This is a genomic window from Microbacterium sp. HM-570, assembly GCF_054165885.1.
Map to the genome: position 1 here is coordinate 2,849,531 of NZ_CM135111.1, position 20,333 is coordinate 2,869,863.

Consider the following 20,333-nt stretch of genomic DNA (forward strand, 5'->3'; position numbering starts at 1 on the left):
CGAGACCATGACCACAACCGCACCCTCGACCTCGACTCCCGAGCCGAGTCGCTGGCAACGGGCCCTGCGCGAGATCGCGACAGGCAACGCCATCATCTCGGTGCTGGCTGTCGTGATGGCCCTTCTCGTCGGCGCGATCATGATCGCGTTCACCGATGAGAACGTGCAGGAATCCGCCGGCTACTTCTTCGCCCGCCCCACCGACCTGCTGGTCGCCATCTGGGAGTCGGTCGCGGGCGCGTACTCCGCGTTCTTCCAGGGCGCCGTCTACAACTTCCGCCGGCCGGACTTCGCCACCGGCATCCGTCCCCTCACAGAGACTCTGACGTTCGCCACGCCGCTGATCGCCGCAGGTCTGGGTGTCGCCCTCGCATTCCGCACGGGCATGTTCAACATCGGTGGTCGCGGGCAGATGCTGATGGCCGCCGCTGCCGCCGGCTACGTCGGCTTCGCGATCGACCTGCCCTTCGGCATCCACATGGTCGTCGCCCTCCTCGCCGGACTCGCGGCGGGCGCCGTATGGGCCGGCATCGCGGGGCTGTTGAAGGCGCGCACGGGGGCGCACGAGGTGATCGTCACGATCATGCTCAACTACGTCGCGCTGTACCTGATCACGTGGATGCTCCGCACTCCCGGCCTGTTGCAGGCACCGGGCACGAACAACCCCACGACCCCGGGGATGCGCGATACCGCGGTCTTCCCCGAACTGCTCGGGCCGCAGTACAACCTGCACTTCGGGTTCGTGCTCTCGATCGCCTCCGTCGTACTGGTCTGGTGGATCCTGAACCGCTCGGCCCTCGGGTTCCAGTTCCGTGCCGTGGGAGAGAACCCGAACGCGGCGAAGGTCGCCGGCATCAACGTCAAGGCGATGTACGTGTACGCGATGCTCATCTCGGGCGCGCTCGTCGGACTCGCGGGGACAAGCCAGGTGCTCGGGACCGTGACCACCGGCTTCTCGAGCGGCATCGACGCGGGCATCGGCTTCGACGCCATTACCGTGGCCCTGCTCGGCCGGTCGACCCCGTGGGGCGTTCTCGCCGCGGGTGTGCTGTTCGGTGCCTTCAAGGCCGGCGGATTCTCGATGCAGGCCGCGGAGGGGGTACCGATCGACATCGTGCTCGTGGTGCAGTCGCTCATCGTGCTCTTCATCGCCGCGCCGCCACTCGTTCGGGCAATCTTCCGGCTCCCCGCCCCCGGAAGCTCGCCGAAGCGCCGTCGCCCGATCGTCAACACGGAGGGACTGGCCAAATGACCACGCTCGCCCCGCGCACCGACGGTGCCGACGCTCCGATCCACCTCGAGCGGACGGTGGTCGTGAGTTGGAAGGCGCCCATCGCGTTCGCATCCGTCACGGTCCTGGCGACGCTGCTGTTCCTCCTCGCCCCGCACGGCGGCGATGCGATCTTCCGCATCTCGGCGGCAGGCGACGCGTTGCAGCTCCCCGAGGTCACGCTGGGGGCTACCCTCACGACGACCGTCTGCCTCATCGTGATGGTGCTCATCACCGGGGCCGCGGGGATATTCGTGCGGCGTCGTCGCCGCGTTCCGCTTGTGTTCTCGATCGTGTTCGCCCTCGTGTTCCTGACCGGGTTCCTCACCTGGGCCGCGGCCGGCGCATCCATTCACGTCATTCCACTCGCGGGACTTTTCGCCGGGGCCCTGAGCCTGTCCGTTCCCTTGATCTTCGGGGCGCTGTGCGGTGTCATCAGCGAACGGGTCGGGGTCGTGAACATCGCGATCGAGGGGCAGCTGCTCGCGGGTGCGTTCACCTCGGCCGTCGTGGCGACCGCGACCGGTCAGCCCCTGCTGGGACTCGCCGCCGCCGCCGTCGCGGGCGTCCTGGTGTCGTTCGTGCTCGCCGCGTTCTCGATCGTGTACTACGTCGACCAGGTCATCGTGGGTGTCGTCCTCAACGTTCTGGTGGTCGGGGTGACCAGCTTCCTCTTCTCGCAGGTGCTCGCGCCCAACGCCGCCCAACTCAATTCGCCGCCCCGGTTCGAGCGCATCGACATCCCGATCCTCGCCGACATCCCGCTGATCGGTCCGACCTTCTTCCGGCAGACGATCATCGTCTACCTGATGTACGTCGCGATCGTCCTCGTGTACATCGGGCTGTTCCACACGCGCTGGGGTCTGCGGTTGCGTTCCGTCGGCGAACACCCGCAGGCAGCCGACACGGTCGGCATCAACGTCGCCCGCACGCGGTTCTGGAATGTCTCGCTCGCCGGCGCCATCGCGGGTGCCGGTGGAGCCTTCTTCACACTCGGCTCGGTCGGAGCCTTCAACAAGGAGATGACGGCGGGTGCGGGCTTCATCGCCCTGGCCGCGGTGATCTTCGGCCAGTGGGATCCGATCAAGGCGACGCTCGCGGCATTGTTGTTCGGCTTCGCCTCGAACCTGCAGAACACCCTCGGTGTCATCGGCTCGCCCGTACCGAGCGAATTCATGCTCATGCTCCCGTATGTCGTCACCATTCTCGCCGTGGCGGGCTTCGCGGGACAGATCCGGGGACCGGCAGCCGCCGGCAAACCATACATAAAGGGGTGACGTGACCGACATCGATTGGGACGAGCTGCGCGCGGTTGCGACCGAGGCCATGCAGCGGGCCTACGCGCCGTACTCGCGCTATCGCGTGGGCGCGGCCGCGCTCGTGAGCGACGGTCGTATCGTGTCGGGCTGCAACGTCGAGAATGCCTCCTACGGGGTCGGCCTCTGCGCGGAGTGCGCGCTGGTCGGCGACCTGCACATGTCGGGCGGCGGACAGCTCGTCGCGTTCGTCTGCGTCAATAACGCGGGCGAGACGATCATGCCGTGCGGGCGCTGCCGGCAACTGTTGAACGAGTTCGCCCTGCCGGGCATGCTGCTCGAAACCGTGTCGGGCATCCGCACGATCGACGAGGTACTGCCGGATGCGTTCGGTCCCCGCGACCTCGAAGAGGCTGCGCGGTGACGGCTGCGAGCAGCGAGGCATCCGGTTCCATCGAGGCCTACGACGCGGTCGACGTCATCCGCGCCAAGCGTGACGGGGGAGCTGTGCCCGAGCCGGCGCTTCGCTGGATGATCGACGCGTACACCCGCGGCTACGTTTCGGCCGCGCAGATGTCGTCCTTCGCGATGGCGGTGCTGCTGAACGGCATGGAGCGCGACGAGATCCGTGTCCTGACCGAGGCGATGATCGCGTCCGGCGAGCGAATGAGCTTCACGGGACTCGGCAAGACGACCGTCGACAAGCACTCCACGGGCGGCGTGGGAGACAAGATCACCCTGCCGTTGGCGCCACTCGTGGCATCCTTCGGCGTCGCCGTCCCGCAGCTGTCGGGGCGGGGCCTCGGGCACACGGGCGGAACCCTCGACAAGCTCGAATCGATTCCCGGATGGCGTGCGGCGCTGTCGAACGACGAGATGTTCGCCCAACTGCGCGACGTCGGCGCGGTGATCTGCGCGGCCGGCTCGGGTCTCGCTCCCGCCGACAAGAAGCTTTACGCCCTGCGCGACGTGACCGGCACCGTCGAGGCGATCCCGCTCATCGCGTCGAGCATCATGTCGAAGAAGATCGCCGAGGGCACCGATGCGCTCGTGCTCGACGTCAAGTTCGGCTCGGGCGCCTTCATGCAGGACATCGACCGTGCACGCGAACTCGCCCGCACCATGGTCGCACTCGGCACCGATTCGGGCGTCGCGACGACCGCACTGTTGACCGACATGAACACCCCGCTCGGCCTCGCAATCGGCAACGCCAACGAGGTGCGCGAGTCGGTCGAGGTGCTCACGGGTGGTGGACCCGCCGATGTCGTCGAGCTGACGGTCGCGCTCGCGCGGGAGATGCTCGCGCTCGCGGGGCAGCCCGACGCCGACGTCGAGGGTGCACTCGCCGATGGACGGGCCATGGATGCGTGGCGCGCGCTCATCCGCGCACAGGACGGCGATCCGGATGCTCCGCTCCCGGCGCCGCGCGAGACCCACACCATCAGGGCCGGGCGTGCGGGCACCGTGTCCCGGATGGAGGCCCTGCCGTTCGGCATCGCCGCGTGGCGGCTGGGCGCCGGACGCGCCCGAGCCGAGGATGCGGTCGTGCACGCCGCGGGGATCGACCTGCATGTGAAGCCCGGTGACACCGTGTCCGAGGGTCAGCCCGTTTTCACTCTGCTCGCGGACGACTCGGCACGCTTCGACCGCGCACTGGCGGCGCTCGATGGCGCGTGGTCAGTCGGTGACCCGACAGAGGCGCCCGAGCGAGCGCCGCTCGTCCGCGAACGCATCACGGCATGACGTACGACCCACTCGAGAGGAAGGCGATCGTATGACGATCGACGCGAACGGCGACTTCAGAGTGCAGGGGGTTTCGGTGCGCTCGCTGCCGAAGGTCAGCCTGCACGATCACCTCGACGGCGCCGTGCGCATCGAGACCGTCGTCGAACTCGCCGAAGCGGCCGGGATCGATCTTCCCGCCGACGGCGTCGCGGGTCTCGGCGACTGGGTCACGGAGCGCACCGACTCGGGTTCGCTCGTCGAATACCTCTCGGCGTTCGGTGTGGTGACGGACGTCATGCAGACACGCGAGGGGCTCACCCGGGTCGCCCGGGAGTTCGTCGAGGATCTCGCCGAGGACGGCGTGATCTACGGGGAGGTGCGTTGGGCGCCGGAGTTGCACGTCGCCGGGGGTCTGAGCCTCGACGAAGCCGTGGAGGCCGTGCAGGCCGGGATCGAAGAGGGCGAGGATGCCGCGGACCGTTCGGGCCGGAGCATCCGCGTCGGCCAGATCCTCAGCGCGATGCGTCAGACGGAGCGCTCTCTCGAGATCGCAGAGCTCGCCGTGCGTCACCGCGAGCGCGGCGCGGTCGGGTTCGATATCGCCGGCCCCGAGGACGGCTTCCCGCCCTCACGCCTGCGCCCGACCTTCGCCTATCTCGCCTCGGAGTTCTTCCCCGTGACGGTGCACGCGGGTGAGGCGGCGGGCATCGACTCGATCCGGTCCGCGCTGATCGATGGTCGGGCGCTCCGCCTCGGTCACGGGGTGCGGCTGGTATCCGATCTGAACGTCGTCTCGCGCGCGGGCGATGAGGTCGTCGTCACATTCGGGCCGGTGGCGCGCTGGGTGCGTGATCGTGAGATTCCGCTGGAGCTCTCGCCGTCGTCGAACCTGCAGACCGGGGCGATCGAGGCGTGGGGCACGGAGCTGGCGGACCACCCGTTCGATCTGCTGTACCAGCTGGGTTTCTCGGTGACGGTGAACGTCGACAACCGCACGATGAGCCGCACGTCACTGACGCGTGAGCTCGCGCTGCTCGCGCGCGCGTTCGACTACGACCTCGATGATCTGCAGGCGTTCCAGTTGAACGCCGCGGCTGCCGCCTTCCTCTCGGTCGAGGAGCGCGAAGAGCTGATCGAGCTGATCGCCGAGGGTTTCGCGGCCTGACCCGCGTTACTTCCCACGCCGAAACACCCCTCCTGCGGCCAGACACCCCTCGTCGTTGGGTGTTTGGTCGCCCGAGGGGTGTCTCGGCGTCGGGGTCGGGGCGGGTCAGCTGTGGTGGCGGCCGCGGGGGAGCACGAGGGGGGCGCCCGAGACCGGGTCCGCGATCACCTGGCAGTCGAGGCCGAACACCTCGCCGACGATCGTGGGGGTGATGACCGCGGCCGGGGCACCCGAGGCATGAATGCGGCCCTCGCACACCGCGACGAGGCGATCGGCGTATCGCGCGGCGAGATTGAGGTCGTGCAGCACCATGACGATGGTTGTGCCGCGCGTGCGGTTGAGGTCGGTGAGCAGGTCGAGCACCTCGATCTGGTGCGTCACGTCGAGGAACGTCGTCGGTTCATCCAGCAACAGGATGTCGGTCTGCTGGGCGAGCGCCATCGCGATCCACACCCGCTGGCGCTGCCCGCCCGACAGCTCATCGACGGCACGTTCGGCGAGGTCGGCGATGCCCGTCGCGTCGAGGGCATCGGCGACGGCCGCGTAGTCCTCCGCGCTCCAGCGCGCAAGAAATCGCTGATGCGGATGCCGACCCCGGCCGATCAGGTCGGCTACCACGATCCCCTCGGGTGCTGTCGGACTCTGGGGCAGGAGCCCCAGGCGTCGGGCGACCTCGCGCGAGGGCAGGTGATGGATCTCTTCGCCGTCGAGCAGCACCGAGCCGCTGCGGGGCTTCAGCAGTCGCGCGAGCGCACGCAAGACGGTCGACTTGCCGCATCCGTTGGCCCCCACGATCGCGGTGATCTGACCCGCGGGGATCGCCAGATCGAGGTCGTGCACGACCTCGCGATCGCCGTACGAGAGAGTGAGATTGTCGGCCACGAGCCGATCGACACCGGTCACAGGGGTCCTCCCGCACGATTGGTCCGGATGAGCAGATAGATCAGGTACGGCGCGCCCAGCACGCCCGTGATGACCCCGACGGGGTAGCGCGTGCCGAAGGCGAACTGGGCGATGAGGTCGGCAACGAGCACGAGCAGAGCACCGACGAGCGCCGAGGGGAACAACAGCGAGCCTCCCGGGCCGACCACGCGCGCGGCGATCGGTCCGGCCATGAACGCCACGAACGCGATGGGTCCGCTCGCCGCGGTAGCAAAGGCCAGCAGGGCGACAGCGGCCAGGATCATGAGCACGCGGGTGCGATTCGTGCGCACGCCGAGTGCGGCAGCGGTGTCGTCGCCGAGGCTCAGCGCCGCGAAGGACCTCGCCGAGCTCATCAGCAGCGGTCCGAAAACGGCCACGACCACCAACAGCGGCAGCACGCGCTCCCACGAGGCCCCGTTGAGGCTTCCGGTCAGCCACTGCATCGCGACCTGCAGGTCCCAGGCCGAGGCCCGCGACAGCAGGTAGGTGATGAGGCTGTCGAGCATCGCGCCGACACCGATACCGATCAGGATGAGTCGGATCCCCGAGAACCCGGCCTTGTACGACAGGAGGTAGATGGCACCGGCCGTCGCGAGTGCCCCGATGAGGGCGAAGGCCGACACCTCGCGGTCGCCGAGTCCGAGAGTCACTCCCGCGAATACGGCGGCCACGCTCGCGCCCGCGCTGATCCCGATGACATCCGGTGAGGCGAGCGGGTTGCGCAGCAGTGTCTGGAAGGTCACCCCCGCGAGCCCGAAGGCGGCGCCCGAGAGCAGGGCGAGGGTCGCCCGCGGCAGGCGCAAAGTGCCGACCGTGAAGGATGCACCGGGTACGTCCTGACCGAGAATGACCCCGATCACTTCGGCCGGCGAGTAGAAAGTCTGACCGATCATGAGAGTCACCGCGTAGGCGACGACGACCAGCGCGAGCAGGATCGAAGTGGTCCGAGCGCGGCGGCGAGTGCGCGCGCGACGGCCAGCGATGACGGCATCCAGCGTCATAGCTCGCGCACCTTCTGTCGGCGAACGATCCAGATGAAGACAGGAGCGCCGATGAATGCCGTCACGATGCCGACATCGATCTCTTCCGGGCGGGTGATGACGCGCCCGACGACATCGGCGAGGGTCAACAGGGCCGCACCGGCAAGCGCCGAGAAGGGCAGCAGCCAGCGGTGGTCGGTGCCGACCAGGAGGCGGCAGAGATGCGGCACGATGAGGCCGACGAAGCCGATCGGCCCGGCGATCGCGGTCGCCGCACCGGCGAGGATGACCGCCCCGGTCGCGCCGAGGAGGCGTGTCCGACCGACGCGCACGCCGAGCCCCGCCGCCATGTCGTCGCCGAGAGCGAGCGAGTTCATGCCGCGCGCGCTGACGAAGCAGATCAGGACGCCGAGGGCCAGGAAGGGCCCGACGACGAGGATGCGGTCCCAGCTGGCGCCGCCCACGCCTCCGATCTGCCAGAACCGGAAGGTCTCGAGGATGTCGACGCGCGGCAGCAGGATCGCGCTCACGAGTGACGAGAATGCTGCCGCCGACGCCGCGCCGGCGAGCGCGAGCTTGAGTGGTGTGGCGCCGCCGCGTCCGATCGAGCCGACGAAGTACACGAAAACGGATGCCGCTGCCGCGCCGAGAGTTGCGACACCGATGTAGGAGTACGGATTGGTGAGCCCGAAGAAGGCGATCCCGACGACAACCGCGAGAGCCGCGCCGCCGCTGATGCCGAGGATGCCCGGGTCGGCGAGCGGATTGCGGGTGATGGCCTGCATGGCACAGCCCGAGAGGGCGAGGGCTGCGCCGACCAGCATGGCGAGCACCGTTCGCGGCATCCGGAGCGTGACCGCCGCCTCGCCGACGCTGCCGGTGTCGCCACCGAGGCCCGCGACGATCTCGGCGAGCGAGACGTCACGCGCGCCGAAGGCGAGGGATGCCGCGGCCAGCGCGACGAGCAGCGCGACGGTGGCGACCAGCCACGCCAGGCGGACGCCGACGGGTCGCCGCAGGGCTGCGGTCGCTGTCGGTCGCCCACCTGGCGTGAGGGTGGTACTCAAGGGTCGTTACTCAGCCGTTCTGAGTGAGCGCTCCGGCCAGCACGCCGAAGTAGTCATCGATGCCCCACCCGATCGACAGCGGCGAGGGGTTCGCCGATGAGGCGAGCGGCGTCGAGTTCTCGAGGACGGCGATCTGGCCGTTGGCAATCGCCGGGATCTGCGACAGTAGCGGGTCGGCCATGATGGCGTCGACGAGGGCGCCCTCGGCGTCGCCGTAGGTCACCCAGATGTCGACGTCCGAGAAGCGGTCGGCCGCTTCCGCGCTGATCTCGACGTAGAACCCATCGGTGCCGGCCGACTCTTCGGCAACGATCTCCGGTGTAGGCAGGCCGAGAGACTCGAGGAATCCGGGACGCGTGTCGTGGCTCGTGTAGAAACCGATCTGGCTCAGGTCGGTCGCGTCGTGGAACGCGAAGATCAGCTTCTTGTCCTCGAGCTCGGGGTACGCGGCGAGCGCGTCGGCGACCTGGCCATCCAGGTCGGCGACCAGTGCTTCGCCCTCTTCGGCGAGGCCGATCGCCTCGGAGTTGATGAGCGTCATGTCCTGCCAGGACGTGCCCCATGCGACCTCGGGGTAGGCGACGACGGGGGCGATCTGCGACAGGGTGTCGTAATCCTCCTGCGTGAGACCCGAGTAGGCCGCGAGGATGATGTCGGGGTCGGTGTCGGCGACGGCTTCGAAGTCGATGCCGTCGGTCTCGTCGAAGAGCACGGGGGTTTCGGCGCCGAGCTTTTCCAGTTGGTCCTCGACCCAGGGCAGTACGCCGTCGCCGTCGTCATCGCCCCACGTTGCCTTGCTCATGCCGACCGGCACGACGCCGAGGGCGAGAGGCACTTCGTGATTGGCCCACGCGACCGTCGCGATGCGCTCGGGCTTCTCGTCGATGACGGTCTCGCCGAAGGCGTGCTCGATCGTGACGGGGAAGCCGTCCGCGGTGGGCTCGGTGGCGGAGCCGCCATCGGCTGCGGGGGAAGCGCATGAGACGAGGGCTGTGGATGTGAGGGCTGCTGCGACGAGCAGACCCATGCTGCGGGGCACTCTCATGGGAGGTCCTTTCGGGAGGATGGCGCGAGGATTCTCGCTAAGGTAAGCCTAGCCTAACGATGCTCAGGCTTCGAATCGGTTTGGTGTCGTTCGCGTCACATCTCGGCGCGACCGCGCCGCCAGTAACCCATGAATGCGACGGCCTTCCGGTCGACGCCGCGCTCCGAGACGAGGTGGCGGCGAAGTTCCTTGATGGGCTGCGCCTCACCGGCGAGCCACGCGTAGAAGGGTGCCTTCGCGAGCAGCGGATCGCCCTGTGCGTTGGTCGGGACCTCCCAGAGGAGCCCCGCATCGATGTCGACGTCTTCGAGGTCGGTGGGGGACAGCGCCGGAGCATCCAGCAGTTCAGCGGCGGCCGCACGCACGGCCGGGATGAGCGCTGTGCCCACGGCTGCATCGCCTCGCACGACGATTCGCAGGTCCACGCCCTGCGGCGGAAGACTGAGCGCCGCTGCGTCTCGGGCTTCGGGTACCTCGACGACGGCGGTACCCCGCGTGCTCGCGGAAAGCCGCTCCAAGATGCCGGAGATCGCGGGCAGAGCGGTCTCGTCGCCCGCGATCAGCACGCGTTCGACCTGGGCGGGCGGACGCCAGTCCACGCCGCCATGTAACCCGCCGGTGTATCCCGTGTGCGGCACGCACACGATGACGCGGTCTCCGACGCTCGCATCGAGGGCCCACGCCGAGGCGGGTCCCAGCCGGCCGTGCAGTGCAATGTCGACGTCGAACTCGGATGCCTCGGGCCGGACCACTCGAACCGTGTAGGTGCGCATGGGCGGGCGGACCGCGTTGTCGAGTTCGCGCCAGGCTCCGTACCAGTCGTCAGTGTTGACCAACTCATCCAGTGCCGCCGCTGCGTTATCTTCCCCGGACGCGGGGAACAGGATCTTGAACCGTTGGTCGAACCGGTTGTCGGCGACCGTGTGCAGTTCGGGGCCGGTGAGGGTGAAGCGACGGAACGTCGGGCTCACGACCTCGATGCGTGCGACCTCGGCCAGCATGGGCACGAAGGCGACGTCGGGGGAGCGCTTCGGCAGTGTTCGCGTCTGAATGTTCACTTAGGTAAGGCTAAGCGAAGGCGCCGAGCCTCGCAAAGCGGCTCGGGGCTCCGCGTGGCGCTCGGTACCTGTCAGGCCAATTCGGCCTGTCGAGCCGCGACGACCGCCTCGACCCGCGCGAAGAGCGGATGCTCCCGGTCCAGGCCAGTGACGGTCGCGGTGAACTCGGCCGCATCCAGCTCCCGCAGCATCCGCTGTACGTCCGCCGACTGCGGGTCTTCCGCATCCTCGAAAGCGAGGGCGGCGCCCATCGCCGCGACGAGAGCCGAGGTCGCCAGCCCGCGCTCCGCCGCTTCCGCGGCCGGGCCGATGAAGCGCTCGTGGCGCGAAAGCTTACGAAGAGGCTGTCGACCCACCCGCCACACCGTGTCGGGCAGCGCGGGATTGCGGAACCGTTCGAGGATCCGCTCGCGGTACTCGGCGAGCCCCCGCGGGTCGAGTTCGTGCTTCGCGACGAGCAGCGCGGATGTCTCTTCCAGCGTCGCGCTCACGCGCTCCGCGATCTCGGGCACGGCGAGGGCGTCCGAAATGCGCTCGACGCCCGTCCGTGCGCCGTAGTAGGCCGTGGTGGCGTGGCCGGTGTTCACGGTGAAGAGCTTCCGCTCGATATACGGGGTGAGATCCTGCACGAAATGTGCGCCGGAGATCCGTGGCGGGTCATCCCCGAACGGCGGACGCTCGACCGCCCACTCGTAGAAGGGCTCGACCGTCACGTCGACACCGGGGTTGTCTTGCGGGGCCGGGACGATGCGGTCGACGGCGGTGTTGGCGAACACCGCGCGACTTGCGACGGCATCCCAGGCTTCGCCGGCCTCATCGCGGATGTGATCCCGGAGCACGTCCGTGGCGTTGATCGCGTTCTCGCACGCCATGATCTGCAACGGGGGAGCGGACGGATCGCGCAGCGCGAGGCCCGCCAGGATGACCGGGGCCAGAAACTTCAGCACCGTTGGCCCGACCGCCGTGGTCACGACGTTCGCCCCGGCGATCTCGTCGATCACCTCTTGCGGGTTTTCGGCGCTGTTGATCGCCCGGAACCCGGTCACGACCTTGTCGACACCGCCGACTCCGACCTCGTGCACCGTGTATGACTTCTCGGCGTTGATCGCGTCGACGAGCGCCGCCGAGACATCCGAGAAAACGAGTTCGTACCCCGCTTCGTGCAGCAGCAGCCCGACGAAGCCGCGCCCGATATTTCCGGCGCCGAAGTGAACGGCCTTCACGACTCGTTCACCGCGCTGAGGACGGCGAACAGCTCTTCGGGGGTGGAGACGTTCTTCAGAACGGCGACCTCGTCTTCGTCGGAGAAGACGAGCGCGATCTGCGACAGGATCTCGAGGTGCTCATCGCCCTTGCCGGCGATGCCGATGACGAACGTGACGGGCTCCCCACCCCAATCCACGCCGCCGTCGTAGCGAACGACCGAGAGTGCGGACCCGAGGATCGCATCCTTCGTCTCATTGGTGCCGTGCGGGATCGCGAGCTCGTTGCCCATGTACGTCGAGACGGTCATCTCGCGCTGCTGCATCGCGTCGAAATACTGGGACGTCACTGCGCCCGCGGCTTCGAGGATGTCGGCGGCTTCTTTCATGGCCTCCTCCCGCGTCGCGGAGCCGGAGTGGATGCGGACCTGCCCGAGGGTGAGGACGTCGCGTGCCATGGTGATGCCTTTCTGTTGACTGCCTCTAGCGTGTCCCACTTTCGCTCGCTCCGGGAGGCCTATAGCGAACGAAAAGGGGACACGGTCGTACAGGGAGAGCGTTGCGGGGTCGGTGGCGCAGCGCCGACCGACCCCGCAACGGATCAGACCCTACGCACCATCCTGGTGCTGGTCGCGCACGAGTTCCACGACCTCGTCGTACTTCGGCGAGTTCATGAAGTTGTCGACCGAGACGTGGATCGCCTCGGGCGTCTTCTGGCGAGCCCGGTCGGTGAGCTGGTTCTGCGTGATGATCAGGTCGGCCGATCCGTCGAGGTTCGCGATCGCCTTGTTGGTGACCGTGACATCGTCGATGCCCGCCTTCTTGATCTTGTTGCGCAGGACGCTCGCGCCCATGGCAGACGAACCCATACCCGCGTCGCACGCGAAGACGATCGTCTTGACCTGCTTCGTGGTAAGCAGCCCGCCGTCGGCGCGGCCGCCGGTTTCGCGCTCCGTCTCGAGCTTGTCGAGCGCTGCATCCGCGTCACGGTCGGCGGCACGGTCCGAACCCGACGAGACGCGAAGTGCGTCCATCGCGGCCGAGGACTTGCCCTTGTTGGCTTCGGTCTGAGCGATCGCGGCGCCGAACGTGTCGGCTTCGGCGAGCAGGTCCCGCTTGCGCGAAGCCCGCAGGATGACCGCGGTGATCAGGAACGTCACCGTCGCGGCGAGAAGCACCGACAAGTACACGACCAGCAGGTTCGTGATTCCACCAGCAGCCGGACTGGAAGCCGCGGCGGTCACCGCGATGATGCTTCCGGGCGCCGCCGGGAAGGCGAGGCCGCCACCGAGGATCATGTTCGTCGTGACACCGGTCGCGCCACCCGCGATGAGGGCGAGGATCGTCATCGGCTTCGACAGTGCGTACGGGAAGTAGATCTCGTGGATACCGCCGAGGAACTGGATGACCGCCGCACCCGGTGCCGAGGCCTTCGCCGCGCCGACACCGAAGAACGAGAACGCCAGCAGCAGGCCGAGGCCCGGGCCGGGGTTGGCCTCGATGAGGAACAGGATCGACTTGCCGGTCTCGGTCGCCTGCTCGATGCCGAGCGGGGTGAAGACACCGTGGTTGATCGCGTTGTTGAGGAACAGCACCTTCGCCGGCTCGACGATGATCGAGACGAAGGGCAGCAAGCTCAGGCTCACGAGCCACGCGACCGCGGCACCCAGGATGTCGCTGAACCACAGGATCGCCGGTCCGAAGATGAAGAAGCCGAGGATCGCCAGCAGCATGCCGAGGATGCCCGCCGAGAAGTTGTTCACGAGCATCTCGAACCCGGGCTTGATCTTGCCGTCCCAGATCTTGTCCATCCACTTGGTGACATAGGCCGCGAACGGTCCCATGATCATCGCGCCGAGGAACATCGGGATGTTCGTGCCCACGATGACACCCATGACGGCGATCGTGGCGACGACGCCACCGCGCTCGCCGTAGACCATGCGGCCCGCGGTGTTGGCGATGAGGAGGGGCAGCAGGTACGTGATCATCGGGCCGACGAGGCCGACGAACTGCGGGAACGTGTTGCCGTCGTCATCGACCGCCAGCGCCGTCATGGCGCCCGGCCAGTTGATCAGGTCCGCGTTGCCGAAGCCGCCGAGGAGCGGTGCGACCGGGGTCCATCCGCCGAGCCAACCCACCGCGATGAAGAGCATCGTGATGAAGCCCCAGGCGATGAACGCCGCGATATTGGGCATGATCATGCCCGAGAGGAACGTGCCGAAGCGTTGGACTCCGACTCGCGCCTTGTTGACCCCGCTCTTCGCAGGGGTTGACGTCGTCGTCATGACTGTGTCTCTTTCTCTCGTGTGTCGGTCGGCGAGGATGCCGGGGTGGATGCGGCTGTGGCTGCTGCCAAGGCCGCGGATCGTGCGGATGCCGCGTCGTTCGCGGCGAGGGCGGCCTCGGCGATGCGGCGTGCATCCCCGAGCGAGTGGTCGAGCAGGATGGCGCGAACATCCGCGATCGCTGTGGGCGCCATCGAGAGGGTCGTGGCGCCGAGACCCACGAGCACCACGGCCAGGAGCGGGTCTGCCGCCGCCTCGCCGCAGATGCCGACAGGCTTGCCCGTTTCGCGGCCGGCGTCGCCGACCTCACGGATCAGCCGGAGTACGGCGGGGTGCCACGGGTCCTGGAACGACGAAACAGAACCGAGCAGACGATCCGCCGCCAGCGTGTACTGCGTCAGATCGTTCGTGCCGATGGATGCAAAGTCGGCGTGCGCGAGAACACGGTCGGCCAGAAGGGCGCTGGAGGGCACCTCGATCATCACGCCGGCTGTCTTGATCCCGTACTCGCGGGCGATCGTGACGAAGTACTCGGTCTCTTCGACGGTCGCGACCATCGGCGCCATGACCCAGAGGTCGGCCGAGGTTCGCGCATCCGCCTCTGCCAACGCGGTCAGCTGCTCGCGCAGGATGTCTTCGCTCGCCCGCAGCGCGCGCAGGCCCCGGAGCCCGAGCGCCGGGTTCTCTTCGTGCGCGTCGTTGAGGAACGGCAGGGGCTTGTCGGCTCCGGCATCCAGCACCCGCACGACGACCTTCTTGCCCGGGAACGCCTCGAGCAGCTGGGTGTACGAGTCCCGCTGCTGGGCGACCGTCGGCGCCTGACTGGCGCTCAGGAACAGGAACTCGGTGCGGAACAGCCCGACGCCCTCGGCGCCGAGTTCGATGGCCTCGGCTGCGCCCTTCGGCGACCCGAGATTCGCGAGCAGCGGCACCGGGGTCGCGTCGGCGAGGGCTCCCGGGGTGATGGGGGCTGACGCCGCGTCACGTCGCGCGTCCGCCCGGTTCTGCGCCCGGGCGAGCTCCTCGGCGGTCGGGTCGGTGACGACGACGTGCGCCGCGGCATCCACGATCACCGCGTCGCCGTCGGCGAGTTCTTTCGCGGCCGCGACGCCGATGACGGCGACGATGGACTTCTCGCGGGCGAGGATCGCCGTGTGGGACGTCGGCCCGCCCTCGGTCGTGACCAGCGCCAGCACCATGTCGAGGTCCAGCAGCGCGGTGTCGGCCGGCGCCAGATCTTTCGCCACGAGGACGAACGGATGCCCGGGGTCGGGCACGCCCGGGGCCGGCACACCGCGTAGGTTCGCGATGACGCGCTGCGCCACGTCGTCGAGATCCGCGGCGCGTTCGCCGAGGTATCCGCCGACCGCCTCGAGCTGCGCGCGGAACGATTGGAAGGCGTCGAAGACCGCGAACTCGGCGGTCCTGCCGGCCTGGATGCGCGTGTCGAGTTCTTCTTCGAGGGTCGGGTCTTCGGCCATCATGGCCTGGGCCTCGAGCACCTCCTGTGCCATGCCGCCCGCCGTGACGGCGCGGGATTCGAGCTCACGCGCAACCTCGGCGACCGCGGCGCGGGCGCGTGAGGTCTCTTCTTCCGGAGTCAGTTCGCTCGCCACGTCGGCGGGCGCCGGAAGCGGTTCGGCCATGCGCGCGACCGGGCCCTGGGCGACACCCAGGCCGATGCCGACGCCCCGCAGCTCTGCCACGCTCACGCCGCGTCGTGGTCGGTGGTGAGCAGTTCGGCGAGCTTGTCGAGTGTCGCCTCGCCCGCGTCCGCGTCATCCGTGTCGACCGCGAGTGTGACGTAGTCGCCGTGCTCGACACCGAGCGAGATGACCCCGAGGATGCTCGCCGCGTTGATCGGCTTGCCCGAGTCCTTCGCGACGGTGACGGGGAACCCAGCCTCCTTCGCTGCCTGCGCGAACATCTTCGCCGGGCGGGCGTGCAGTCCGTGTGAAGATCCGATACGCACGGTGCGAGTGATCTCAGCCATGGGGTGTCCTTTCAATGGGGGAGTCAATGGTCGGTGGGGGTCAGGGGCAAATCGGTGCTGAGTGCCGGCAGAACGGCTCGCAGCGTGCGCGTGCCATCCATGTCGGCGAAGACGTCGTCGGGGAGCAGGATGACTCGAACGCTCCGCTGCGCGGCGAACTGCTCGAGATCGGGCAGTTCGCGGGCGAGGTGCGGCGCGACGAGAAGGATGTCGGTGGAGTCGAGGTCGACCGCGAGCGACTCGACGGTGCCGGCGAGGGCCTGCACGGAGAGACCGGCGCTCTGCGCGGCATGACGCAGTCGCATCGCCACAAAGGTGCTGGACGCACCCGCGCCACAGATCACGAGGATCCTCATCGATCCGTACCTCCTTCTGTTCCATTGTTGTGAGATCGCTGTGAGCCGACAATGCACTCTCCTTTCCGCCCCCGCGGAAACCTCTGCCGGGTTCCCCGCGTCGAATACGAACGACGTGATTGACTGAGCGGGACGCGCGATATCGCCGCGCGTCAGGCAAGGAAGGCGGCAGCGCGTGACGAGGGCGCGACAGGACCGGGTGATCGCGCTGCTGGCGCGCGATGGCGAGTGGGTCACAGCGGCGACGCTCGCGGATGCACTCGGTGTCACCCCGCGAAGCATCCGAAGCTACGTGACGTCGATCAACGCACGTCTCACGGACGCCGACCCGATCGAGTCCGGCCCGTTCGGGTACCGCATCGACCCGGCCACGGTCGCTTCGCTTCGCAACGTCGCTCCCGATGCCTCGACACCGCGCGATCGCCTGCACGCCCTCGTCCGAGCCCTGCTCGATGCCGACGACGGCATAGATGTGTATGCCACGGCGGCGACGCTCTTCGTCAGTGAGGCGACCCTCGAGGGCGACCTGGCTCGAGTGCGCGCGCTCCTCGCGAGCGCCGGGCTGTCGCTCGAACGCGCGGGCAGCATCCTGCGGCTCCGGGGGCCGGAAGAAGCTCAGCGGCGTCTTCTCAGCCGGCTCGTCCACGACGAGATGGATGCCGGGGCCCTCGAAACACCTCTCCTGCGCCGCTCCCTGGCCGCCGAGTATGTCGACCCGGACGCCCTCGCCCGCTTCAAGGACGATCTCGTGGCCGAGCTCGCAGCGCACGGCTTCTACATCAACGAGTACGCGATTACCGACGTGCTGCTCCACGTGGCGATCGCGGTGGACCGCACGCGCCGCCGCCGCGTGATCGCCGACGCTGCCGACTCGAGCGCCGACTCGGGTGTCGCGGCGATCGTCGGGAGGCTCGCGGAGGACCGCTTCGGTGTGGATCTCGGCCTCGCCGATCGTCGGCACCTCGCCACACTGTTGCAGACGCGTGTGGTCGCGCCCGCCGACGAAGGCGGTGACCAGCGCGAGCTCCTCGAACCCGATGTCGAAGAGGCCGTGCGCGATGCCGTCGGTCGCGCCGTCGATGAATTCGGCGTCGACCTCGGGCACGAGGACTTCGTGCTGCGCCTGGCGCTGCATGTGCAGAACCTGCGGCACCGCTCCCGCGTGGGCGCGTGGTCGCGCAACCCGCTGACGCGGTCGATCAAGTCGAGCTATCCGATGATCTTCGAGGTCGCCGTGTTCCTCGCACTGCAGCTGCAGGAGCGCCTCGGGCTCGAACTTCACGACGACGAACTCGCCTACATCGCGATGCACGTCGGGGGCCGGCTCGAGCGCAGCAGGCGCGCGGATGCGATTGTCACGGCCACGATCGTCTGCCCCGGCTACTACGAGCTGCACGAGCTGTTGCGATCGAGTGTCGATCGGTCGCTCGGCCGCTCGATCGAGGTCGTGACCGTTGAGACACGTGCCGACCCGGATTGGGCAGCGATCTCGACCGACCTGGTGTTGACGACGATCGCGCCGCCCGAGGCATCCGATCGCATCGTCCGCGTACAACCGTTCTTGACCGAGGGGGATGTCGAGCGGGTCGGCGCGGCCGCGGCGCGCGTGCGGCGTGGACGGCGCCTGGCCCGTTTGCGAGGCGAGCTCGAGCAATACTTCGATGCCGCCGCCTTCGTCCGGGGCCTCGATCCTGCGGATTCGGATGAGGCGATCATCCGGCGCCTCGGTGCGCCGCTGATAGCCGCGGGCGTGATCGACGACGACTACATCGAGCGCACGATCGAGCGCGAACGCCTGTCATCCACCGCGTTCACGGACGCGCTCGCCGTGCCGCACGCGCTCACGATGACGGCGACGCGCACGGCGATCTCGATCGCGGTGTCGGAGCAGTCCGTTCCCTGGGGCGACTCACGGGTGCAGGTCGTGGCGCTCGTCGCGTTCAGTGAAGGCGATCGCGCCGCGTTCCAGACGGTGTTCGAGCAACTCGTCGAAGTTTTCTCGGAGCGCGAGAGCGTGCAGAGGATCCTCCGCCGTGGCACCGATTTTCCGGCTTTCCTGGACGAACTCGTGGCGGTCATCGACGGCTGAGCGACCCCTCCCGTACAGTGGGGCGCACGTGCCCAACGGGGCTCATCGATGGCGAAGGCGCGGGGGTGTCATGGTCGAACGCGTCATAACAGTGACGGCCGCGGCGGGTCTGCACGCCCGTCCCGCTGCCGAGTTCGTGCGCCTCGCAAGCGCTTACCCGGGCGCCGTCGAGGTGCGCGCCGAGGGCCGCGCGCCGATCGACGGCGCGAGCATTTTGGGCATCATGACGCTCGGGGTCGACCGGGGTGAGTCGATCGTCGTGACGGTCGAGGGGCACGACGCGGAGGCACTGCTCGATCGCCTCGAGGCCATCCTCGACCCGGCGCGCTGAGCCCCGGGTCGTTGAGCGAGCGCTGTCCCCGCCAGTCGCCGCCTCCGCCTCCGCTGCCATGTCGCTTGGGGCGCTGAATTCCCGTTGGGGCGTCGGAGCTCGCGCCCCAACGCGAATACGACGCCCCGGGTCGGGTGCACGGCATGCTCGCGCTGCCCATGCGGATGCTTGGGGCGTTGAGCTCCCGTTGGGGTGTGGGGGCGCGCGCCCCAACGGGATTCTGTCGCCCCGGGTCGGATGTCGGGCACGCTGTGCGTCGCCCAGCGGGATGTGTGGGGCTTTGGATTTTTCTCTGGCGCTGGAGTTCCCGCTGGGCGTGGGAGCGCGCGCCCCAACGGGGGCTTCAACGCCCCGGGTGGGTGGAGTGCATTGCCCGTGCGATCACGCTGATGTTCGGCCGAAAGGCGGTCGAACATTGAATGCGCTCAGGTGACGCAGAAACACTCTGGCCGACGCCAGATTTCGCATCGTCCATCGGACCATAGCCCACCCGGTGGTGCCACGGATCCAGTCCTCGCGGGCCTTCTCGTCCCGCAGTGCTTCCTCTGGCGTGCGCCCCGCGAGAAACACCGGGTCGTGGTACTTCGAATCCCCGTCGAACTCGCCGAAGGTGCGCAGCTCGTCGAAGCCGAAGTCCACGAAGTATCGCGAGCCGTTCGGTCCCGGGACCTCGATCTGGAGCCGTGGGACGGGGAACCCGAGGTAGTGCAGGTAGAGCCGGCTGATGCTCTCGCCCGGTCTGTCCGCACGTGGATCTGCGAAGCGAATGGTGCGGGATGAAGCTGCAGAACCGGGCGCGCGTCGTGGCAGGAAGTCGAGCGCGAGTTCGCGGAAGTCGGCGATGGACGCGGCGTCGTGGTGCTTTGAGATAGTTCGCAACGCGGCGTCCGCAGCCGTGATGGATGCCTCGGCGGTGTCGAATCGGCCGAGGTCGGCGATCGTTCGGGGGAGTGTGGTCACTCGCAGCCCACCGATCTCGGTCACACCCGAGTCGACGGTGCCGCGGTGGCGACTGATGTCCTCGGCGAGATGATTTCGCGGCAGCGGCACCACCACGTGGGTCCGCTCGTCCCGTGCTCGAAAGACCGGCAAACCGTGGATCGCGGCAGCCGTCGCGTGAGAAAAGACCGGAGTGGACTCGGATGCTTCGGCCCAGCCCCGCGCCCTGACGACCCTCTTCCCTTCCGGGCGCAGCTGCGACCACTCGGAACCCTCGACATACACGCCGCGTCTCAGCCGGACGAGGTCGCCCGAGTCGAGATGGCGCTCTTTCTGTCGTGACGTCATCCCCTCGCGGGTCAGGCTGCGTGAGGTGAGAAGCGGGAGCGTAAACGGATCGGTCATGCGCTGAGCTTGGCCGCACGGCGCCAGGGGCCCGACGGATCCCCGGGGCATCCGTGGATGAACTGCACCCCCGGTGGCTGTGGAGGGATGAATGGCGGCCGCGATCCCGTCCGGGGCGCTGCAACCGCGTTGGGGCGTGGCCTCCCACGCCCCAACGCGACGAGCACGCCCCAACTTCTCAGCGACGATCCGCCGCGGGCGAAGCACGCCGACCCGCGGCGGGCGGGCTTCTGCCTGCTAGGC

At 68.4% G+C, this 20,333-nt stretch carries 19 protein-coding genes; 7 read left to right on the forward strand and 12 right to left on the reverse strand.

Annotated elements, in window-relative coordinates:
- Nucleotides 1-7 precede the first annotated feature (7 nt).
- From ACT9TC_RS13675 to ACT9TC_RS13695, 5 genes are read left to right on the forward strand one after another with little or no spacing between them, the layout of a single operon-like run.
- The gene (locus ACT9TC_RS13675) at nt 8-1,252 is read left to right on the forward strand and encodes an ABC transporter permease (protein ID WP_458042937.1); all 1,245 of its coding nucleotides are present in this window, start codon (nt 8-10) and stop codon (nt 1,250-1,252) included.
- Nucleotides 1,249-2,547 (forward strand): ABC transporter permease, encoded by a 1,299-nt coding sequence (locus ACT9TC_RS13680; RefSeq protein ID WP_458041010.1) that lies wholly within the window; start codon nt 1,249-1,251, stop codon nt 2,545-2,547. The genes ACT9TC_RS13675 and ACT9TC_RS13680 overlap by 4 nt, the downstream gene beginning before the upstream one ends.
- A 1-nt stretch (nt 2,548) precedes the next feature.
- Complete coding sequence (locus ACT9TC_RS13685) at nt 2,549-2,950, forward strand: cytidine deaminase (RefSeq protein WP_458041011.1); 402 nt, start codon at nt 2,549-2,551, stop codon at nt 2,948-2,950.
- Nucleotides 2,947-4,269, forward strand: coding sequence for a thymidine phosphorylase (locus ACT9TC_RS13690; RefSeq protein WP_458041012.1), 1,323 nt, complete (start codon nt 2,947-2,949; stop codon nt 4,267-4,269). The genes ACT9TC_RS13685 and ACT9TC_RS13690 overlap by 4 nt, the downstream gene beginning before the upstream one ends.
- Before the next feature lie 31 nt (nt 4,270-4,300).
- Nucleotides 4,301-5,416 (forward strand): adenosine deaminase, encoded by a 1,116-nt coding sequence (locus ACT9TC_RS13695; protein ID WP_458041013.1) that lies wholly within the window; start codon nt 4,301-4,303, stop codon nt 5,414-5,416.
- A gap of 105 nt (nt 5,417-5,521) precedes the next feature.
- On the opposite strand, the gene ACT9TC_RS13700 is transcribed toward ACT9TC_RS13695, so the two are convergent.
- The 11 genes from ACT9TC_RS13700 to ACT9TC_RS13750 form a co-directional block, all read right to left on the reverse strand.
- Entirely contained in the window at nt 5,522-6,319 is a 798-nt protein-coding gene (locus tag ACT9TC_RS13700) for an ABC transporter ATP-binding protein (RefSeq protein WP_458041014.1), read from the reverse strand.
- Nucleotides 6,316-7,341, reverse strand: a complete 1,026-nt coding sequence (locus ACT9TC_RS13705; RefSeq protein WP_458041015.1) for a FecCD family ABC transporter permease — start codon at nt 7,339-7,341, stop codon at nt 6,316-6,318. The genes ACT9TC_RS13700 and ACT9TC_RS13705 overlap by 4 nt, the downstream gene beginning before the upstream one ends.
- A complete protein-coding gene (locus ACT9TC_RS13710; protein ID WP_458041016.1) occupies nt 7,338-8,387 on the reverse strand; it encodes a FecCD family ABC transporter permease in 1,050 nt (349 codons plus the stop codon). The genes ACT9TC_RS13705 and ACT9TC_RS13710 overlap by 4 nt, the downstream gene beginning before the upstream one ends.
- A 10-nt stretch (nt 8,388-8,397) precedes the next feature.
- Entirely contained in the window at nt 8,398-9,432 is a 1,035-nt protein-coding gene (locus tag ACT9TC_RS13715; protein WP_458041017.1) for an iron-siderophore ABC transporter substrate-binding protein, read from the reverse strand.
- Nucleotides 9,433-9,527: 95 nt separating this feature from the next.
- Entirely contained in the window at nt 9,528-10,490 is a 963-nt protein-coding gene (locus ACT9TC_RS13720; protein ID WP_458041018.1) for a siderophore-interacting protein, read from the reverse strand.
- Between the two features lie 71 nt (nt 10,491-10,561).
- Nucleotides 10,562-11,713 (reverse strand): mannitol-1-phosphate 5-dehydrogenase, encoded by a 1,152-nt coding sequence (locus ACT9TC_RS13725; RefSeq protein WP_458041019.1) that lies wholly within the window; start codon nt 11,711-11,713, stop codon nt 10,562-10,564.
- Nucleotides 11,710-12,150 (reverse strand): PTS sugar transporter subunit IIA, encoded by a 441-nt coding sequence (locus ACT9TC_RS13730; protein ID WP_458041020.1) that lies wholly within the window; start codon nt 12,148-12,150, stop codon nt 11,710-11,712. The genes ACT9TC_RS13725 and ACT9TC_RS13730 overlap by 4 nt, the downstream gene beginning before the upstream one ends.
- Before the next feature lie 150 nt (nt 12,151-12,300).
- A complete protein-coding gene (locus ACT9TC_RS13735; protein WP_458041021.1) occupies nt 12,301-13,977 on the reverse strand; it encodes a PTS mannitol transporter subunit IICB in 1,677 nt (558 codons plus the stop codon).
- A complete protein-coding gene (gene ptsP / locus ACT9TC_RS13740; protein WP_458042938.1) occupies nt 13,974-15,683 on the reverse strand; it encodes a phosphoenolpyruvate--protein phosphotransferase in 1,710 nt (569 codons plus the stop codon). The genes ACT9TC_RS13735 and ptsP overlap by 4 nt, the downstream gene beginning before the upstream one ends.
- A 2-nt stretch (nt 15,684-15,685) precedes the next feature.
- Nucleotides 15,686-15,970 carry an HPr family phosphocarrier protein gene (locus ACT9TC_RS13745; RefSeq protein ID WP_458041022.1) on the reverse strand — a complete coding sequence of 95 codons (285 nt, stop codon included), beginning with the start codon at nt 15,968-15,970 and terminating at the stop codon, nt 15,686-15,688.
- Between the two features lie 23 nt (nt 15,971-15,993).
- Nucleotides 15,994-16,326: a PTS sugar transporter gene (locus tag ACT9TC_RS13750; protein WP_458041023.1), complete on the reverse strand. Its 333-nt coding sequence runs from the start codon at nt 16,324-16,326 to the stop codon at nt 15,994-15,996.
- Between the two features lie 175 nt (nt 16,327-16,501).
- On the opposite strand from ACT9TC_RS13750, the gene ACT9TC_RS13755 reads away from it, so the two are divergent.
- Nucleotides 16,502-18,415 carry a BglG family transcription antiterminator gene (locus ACT9TC_RS13755; RefSeq protein WP_458041024.1) on the forward strand — a complete coding sequence of 638 codons (1,914 nt, stop codon included), beginning with the start codon at nt 16,502-16,504 and terminating at the stop codon, nt 18,413-18,415.
- A 70-nt stretch (nt 18,416-18,485) separates the two neighbouring features.
- Nucleotides 18,486-18,746: an HPr family phosphocarrier protein gene (locus ACT9TC_RS13760; protein ID WP_458041025.1), complete on the forward strand. Its 261-nt coding sequence runs from the start codon at nt 18,486-18,488 to the stop codon at nt 18,744-18,746.
- 381 nt (nt 18,747-19,127) lie between these two features.
- On the opposite strand, the gene ACT9TC_RS13765 is transcribed toward ACT9TC_RS13760, so the two are convergent.
- On the reverse strand, nt 19,128-20,090 hold the full coding sequence (locus ACT9TC_RS13765) for a hypothetical protein (protein ID WP_458041026.1): 963 nt from the start codon (nt 20,088-20,090) through the stop codon (nt 19,128-19,130).
- Nucleotides 20,091-20,333: the final 243 nt, after the last annotated feature.

Bases quoted from the DNA above. Each gene is read 5' to 3' on its own strand.
- ACT9TC_RS13765 (WP_458041026.1), bottom strand. From the start codon at position 20,090: ATGACCGATCCGTTTACGCTCCCGCTTCTCACCTCACGCAGCCTGACC.
- ACT9TC_RS13745 (WP_458041022.1), bottom strand. From the start codon at position 15,970: ATGGCTGAGATCACTCGCACCGTGCGTATCGGATCTTCACACGGACTG.
- ACT9TC_RS13735 (WP_458041021.1), bottom strand. From the start codon at position 13,977: ATGACGACGACGTCAACCCCTGCGAAGAGCGGGGTCAACAAGGCGCGA.
- ACT9TC_RS13715 (WP_458041017.1), bottom strand. From the start codon at position 9,432: ATGAGAGTGCCCCGCAGCATGGGTCTGCTCGTCGCAGCAGCCCTCACA.
- ACT9TC_RS13730 (WP_458041020.1), bottom strand. From the start codon at position 12,150: ATGGCACGCGACGTCCTCACCCTCGGGCAGGTCCGCATCCACTCCGGC.
- ACT9TC_RS13675 (WP_458042937.1), top strand. From the start codon at position 8: ATGACCACAACCGCACCCTCGACCTCGACTCCCGAGCCGAGTCGCTGG.
- ACT9TC_RS13760 (WP_458041025.1), top strand. From the start codon at position 18,486: ATGGTCGAACGCGTCATAACAGTGACGGCCGCGGCGGGTCTGCACGCC.
- ACT9TC_RS13705 (WP_458041015.1), bottom strand. From the start codon at position 7,341: ATGACGCTGGATGCCGTCATCGCTGGCCGTCGCGCGCGCACTCGCCGC.
- ACT9TC_RS13695 (WP_458041013.1), top strand. From the start codon at position 4,301: ATGACGATCGACGCGAACGGCGACTTCAGAGTGCAGGGGGTTTCGGTG.
- ACT9TC_RS13750 (WP_458041023.1), bottom strand. From the start codon at position 16,326: ATGAGGATCCTCGTGATCTGTGGCGCGGGTGCGTCCAGCACCTTTGTG.
- ACT9TC_RS13680 (WP_458041010.1), top strand. From the start codon at position 1,249: ATGACCACGCTCGCCCCGCGCACCGACGGTGCCGACGCTCCGATCCAC.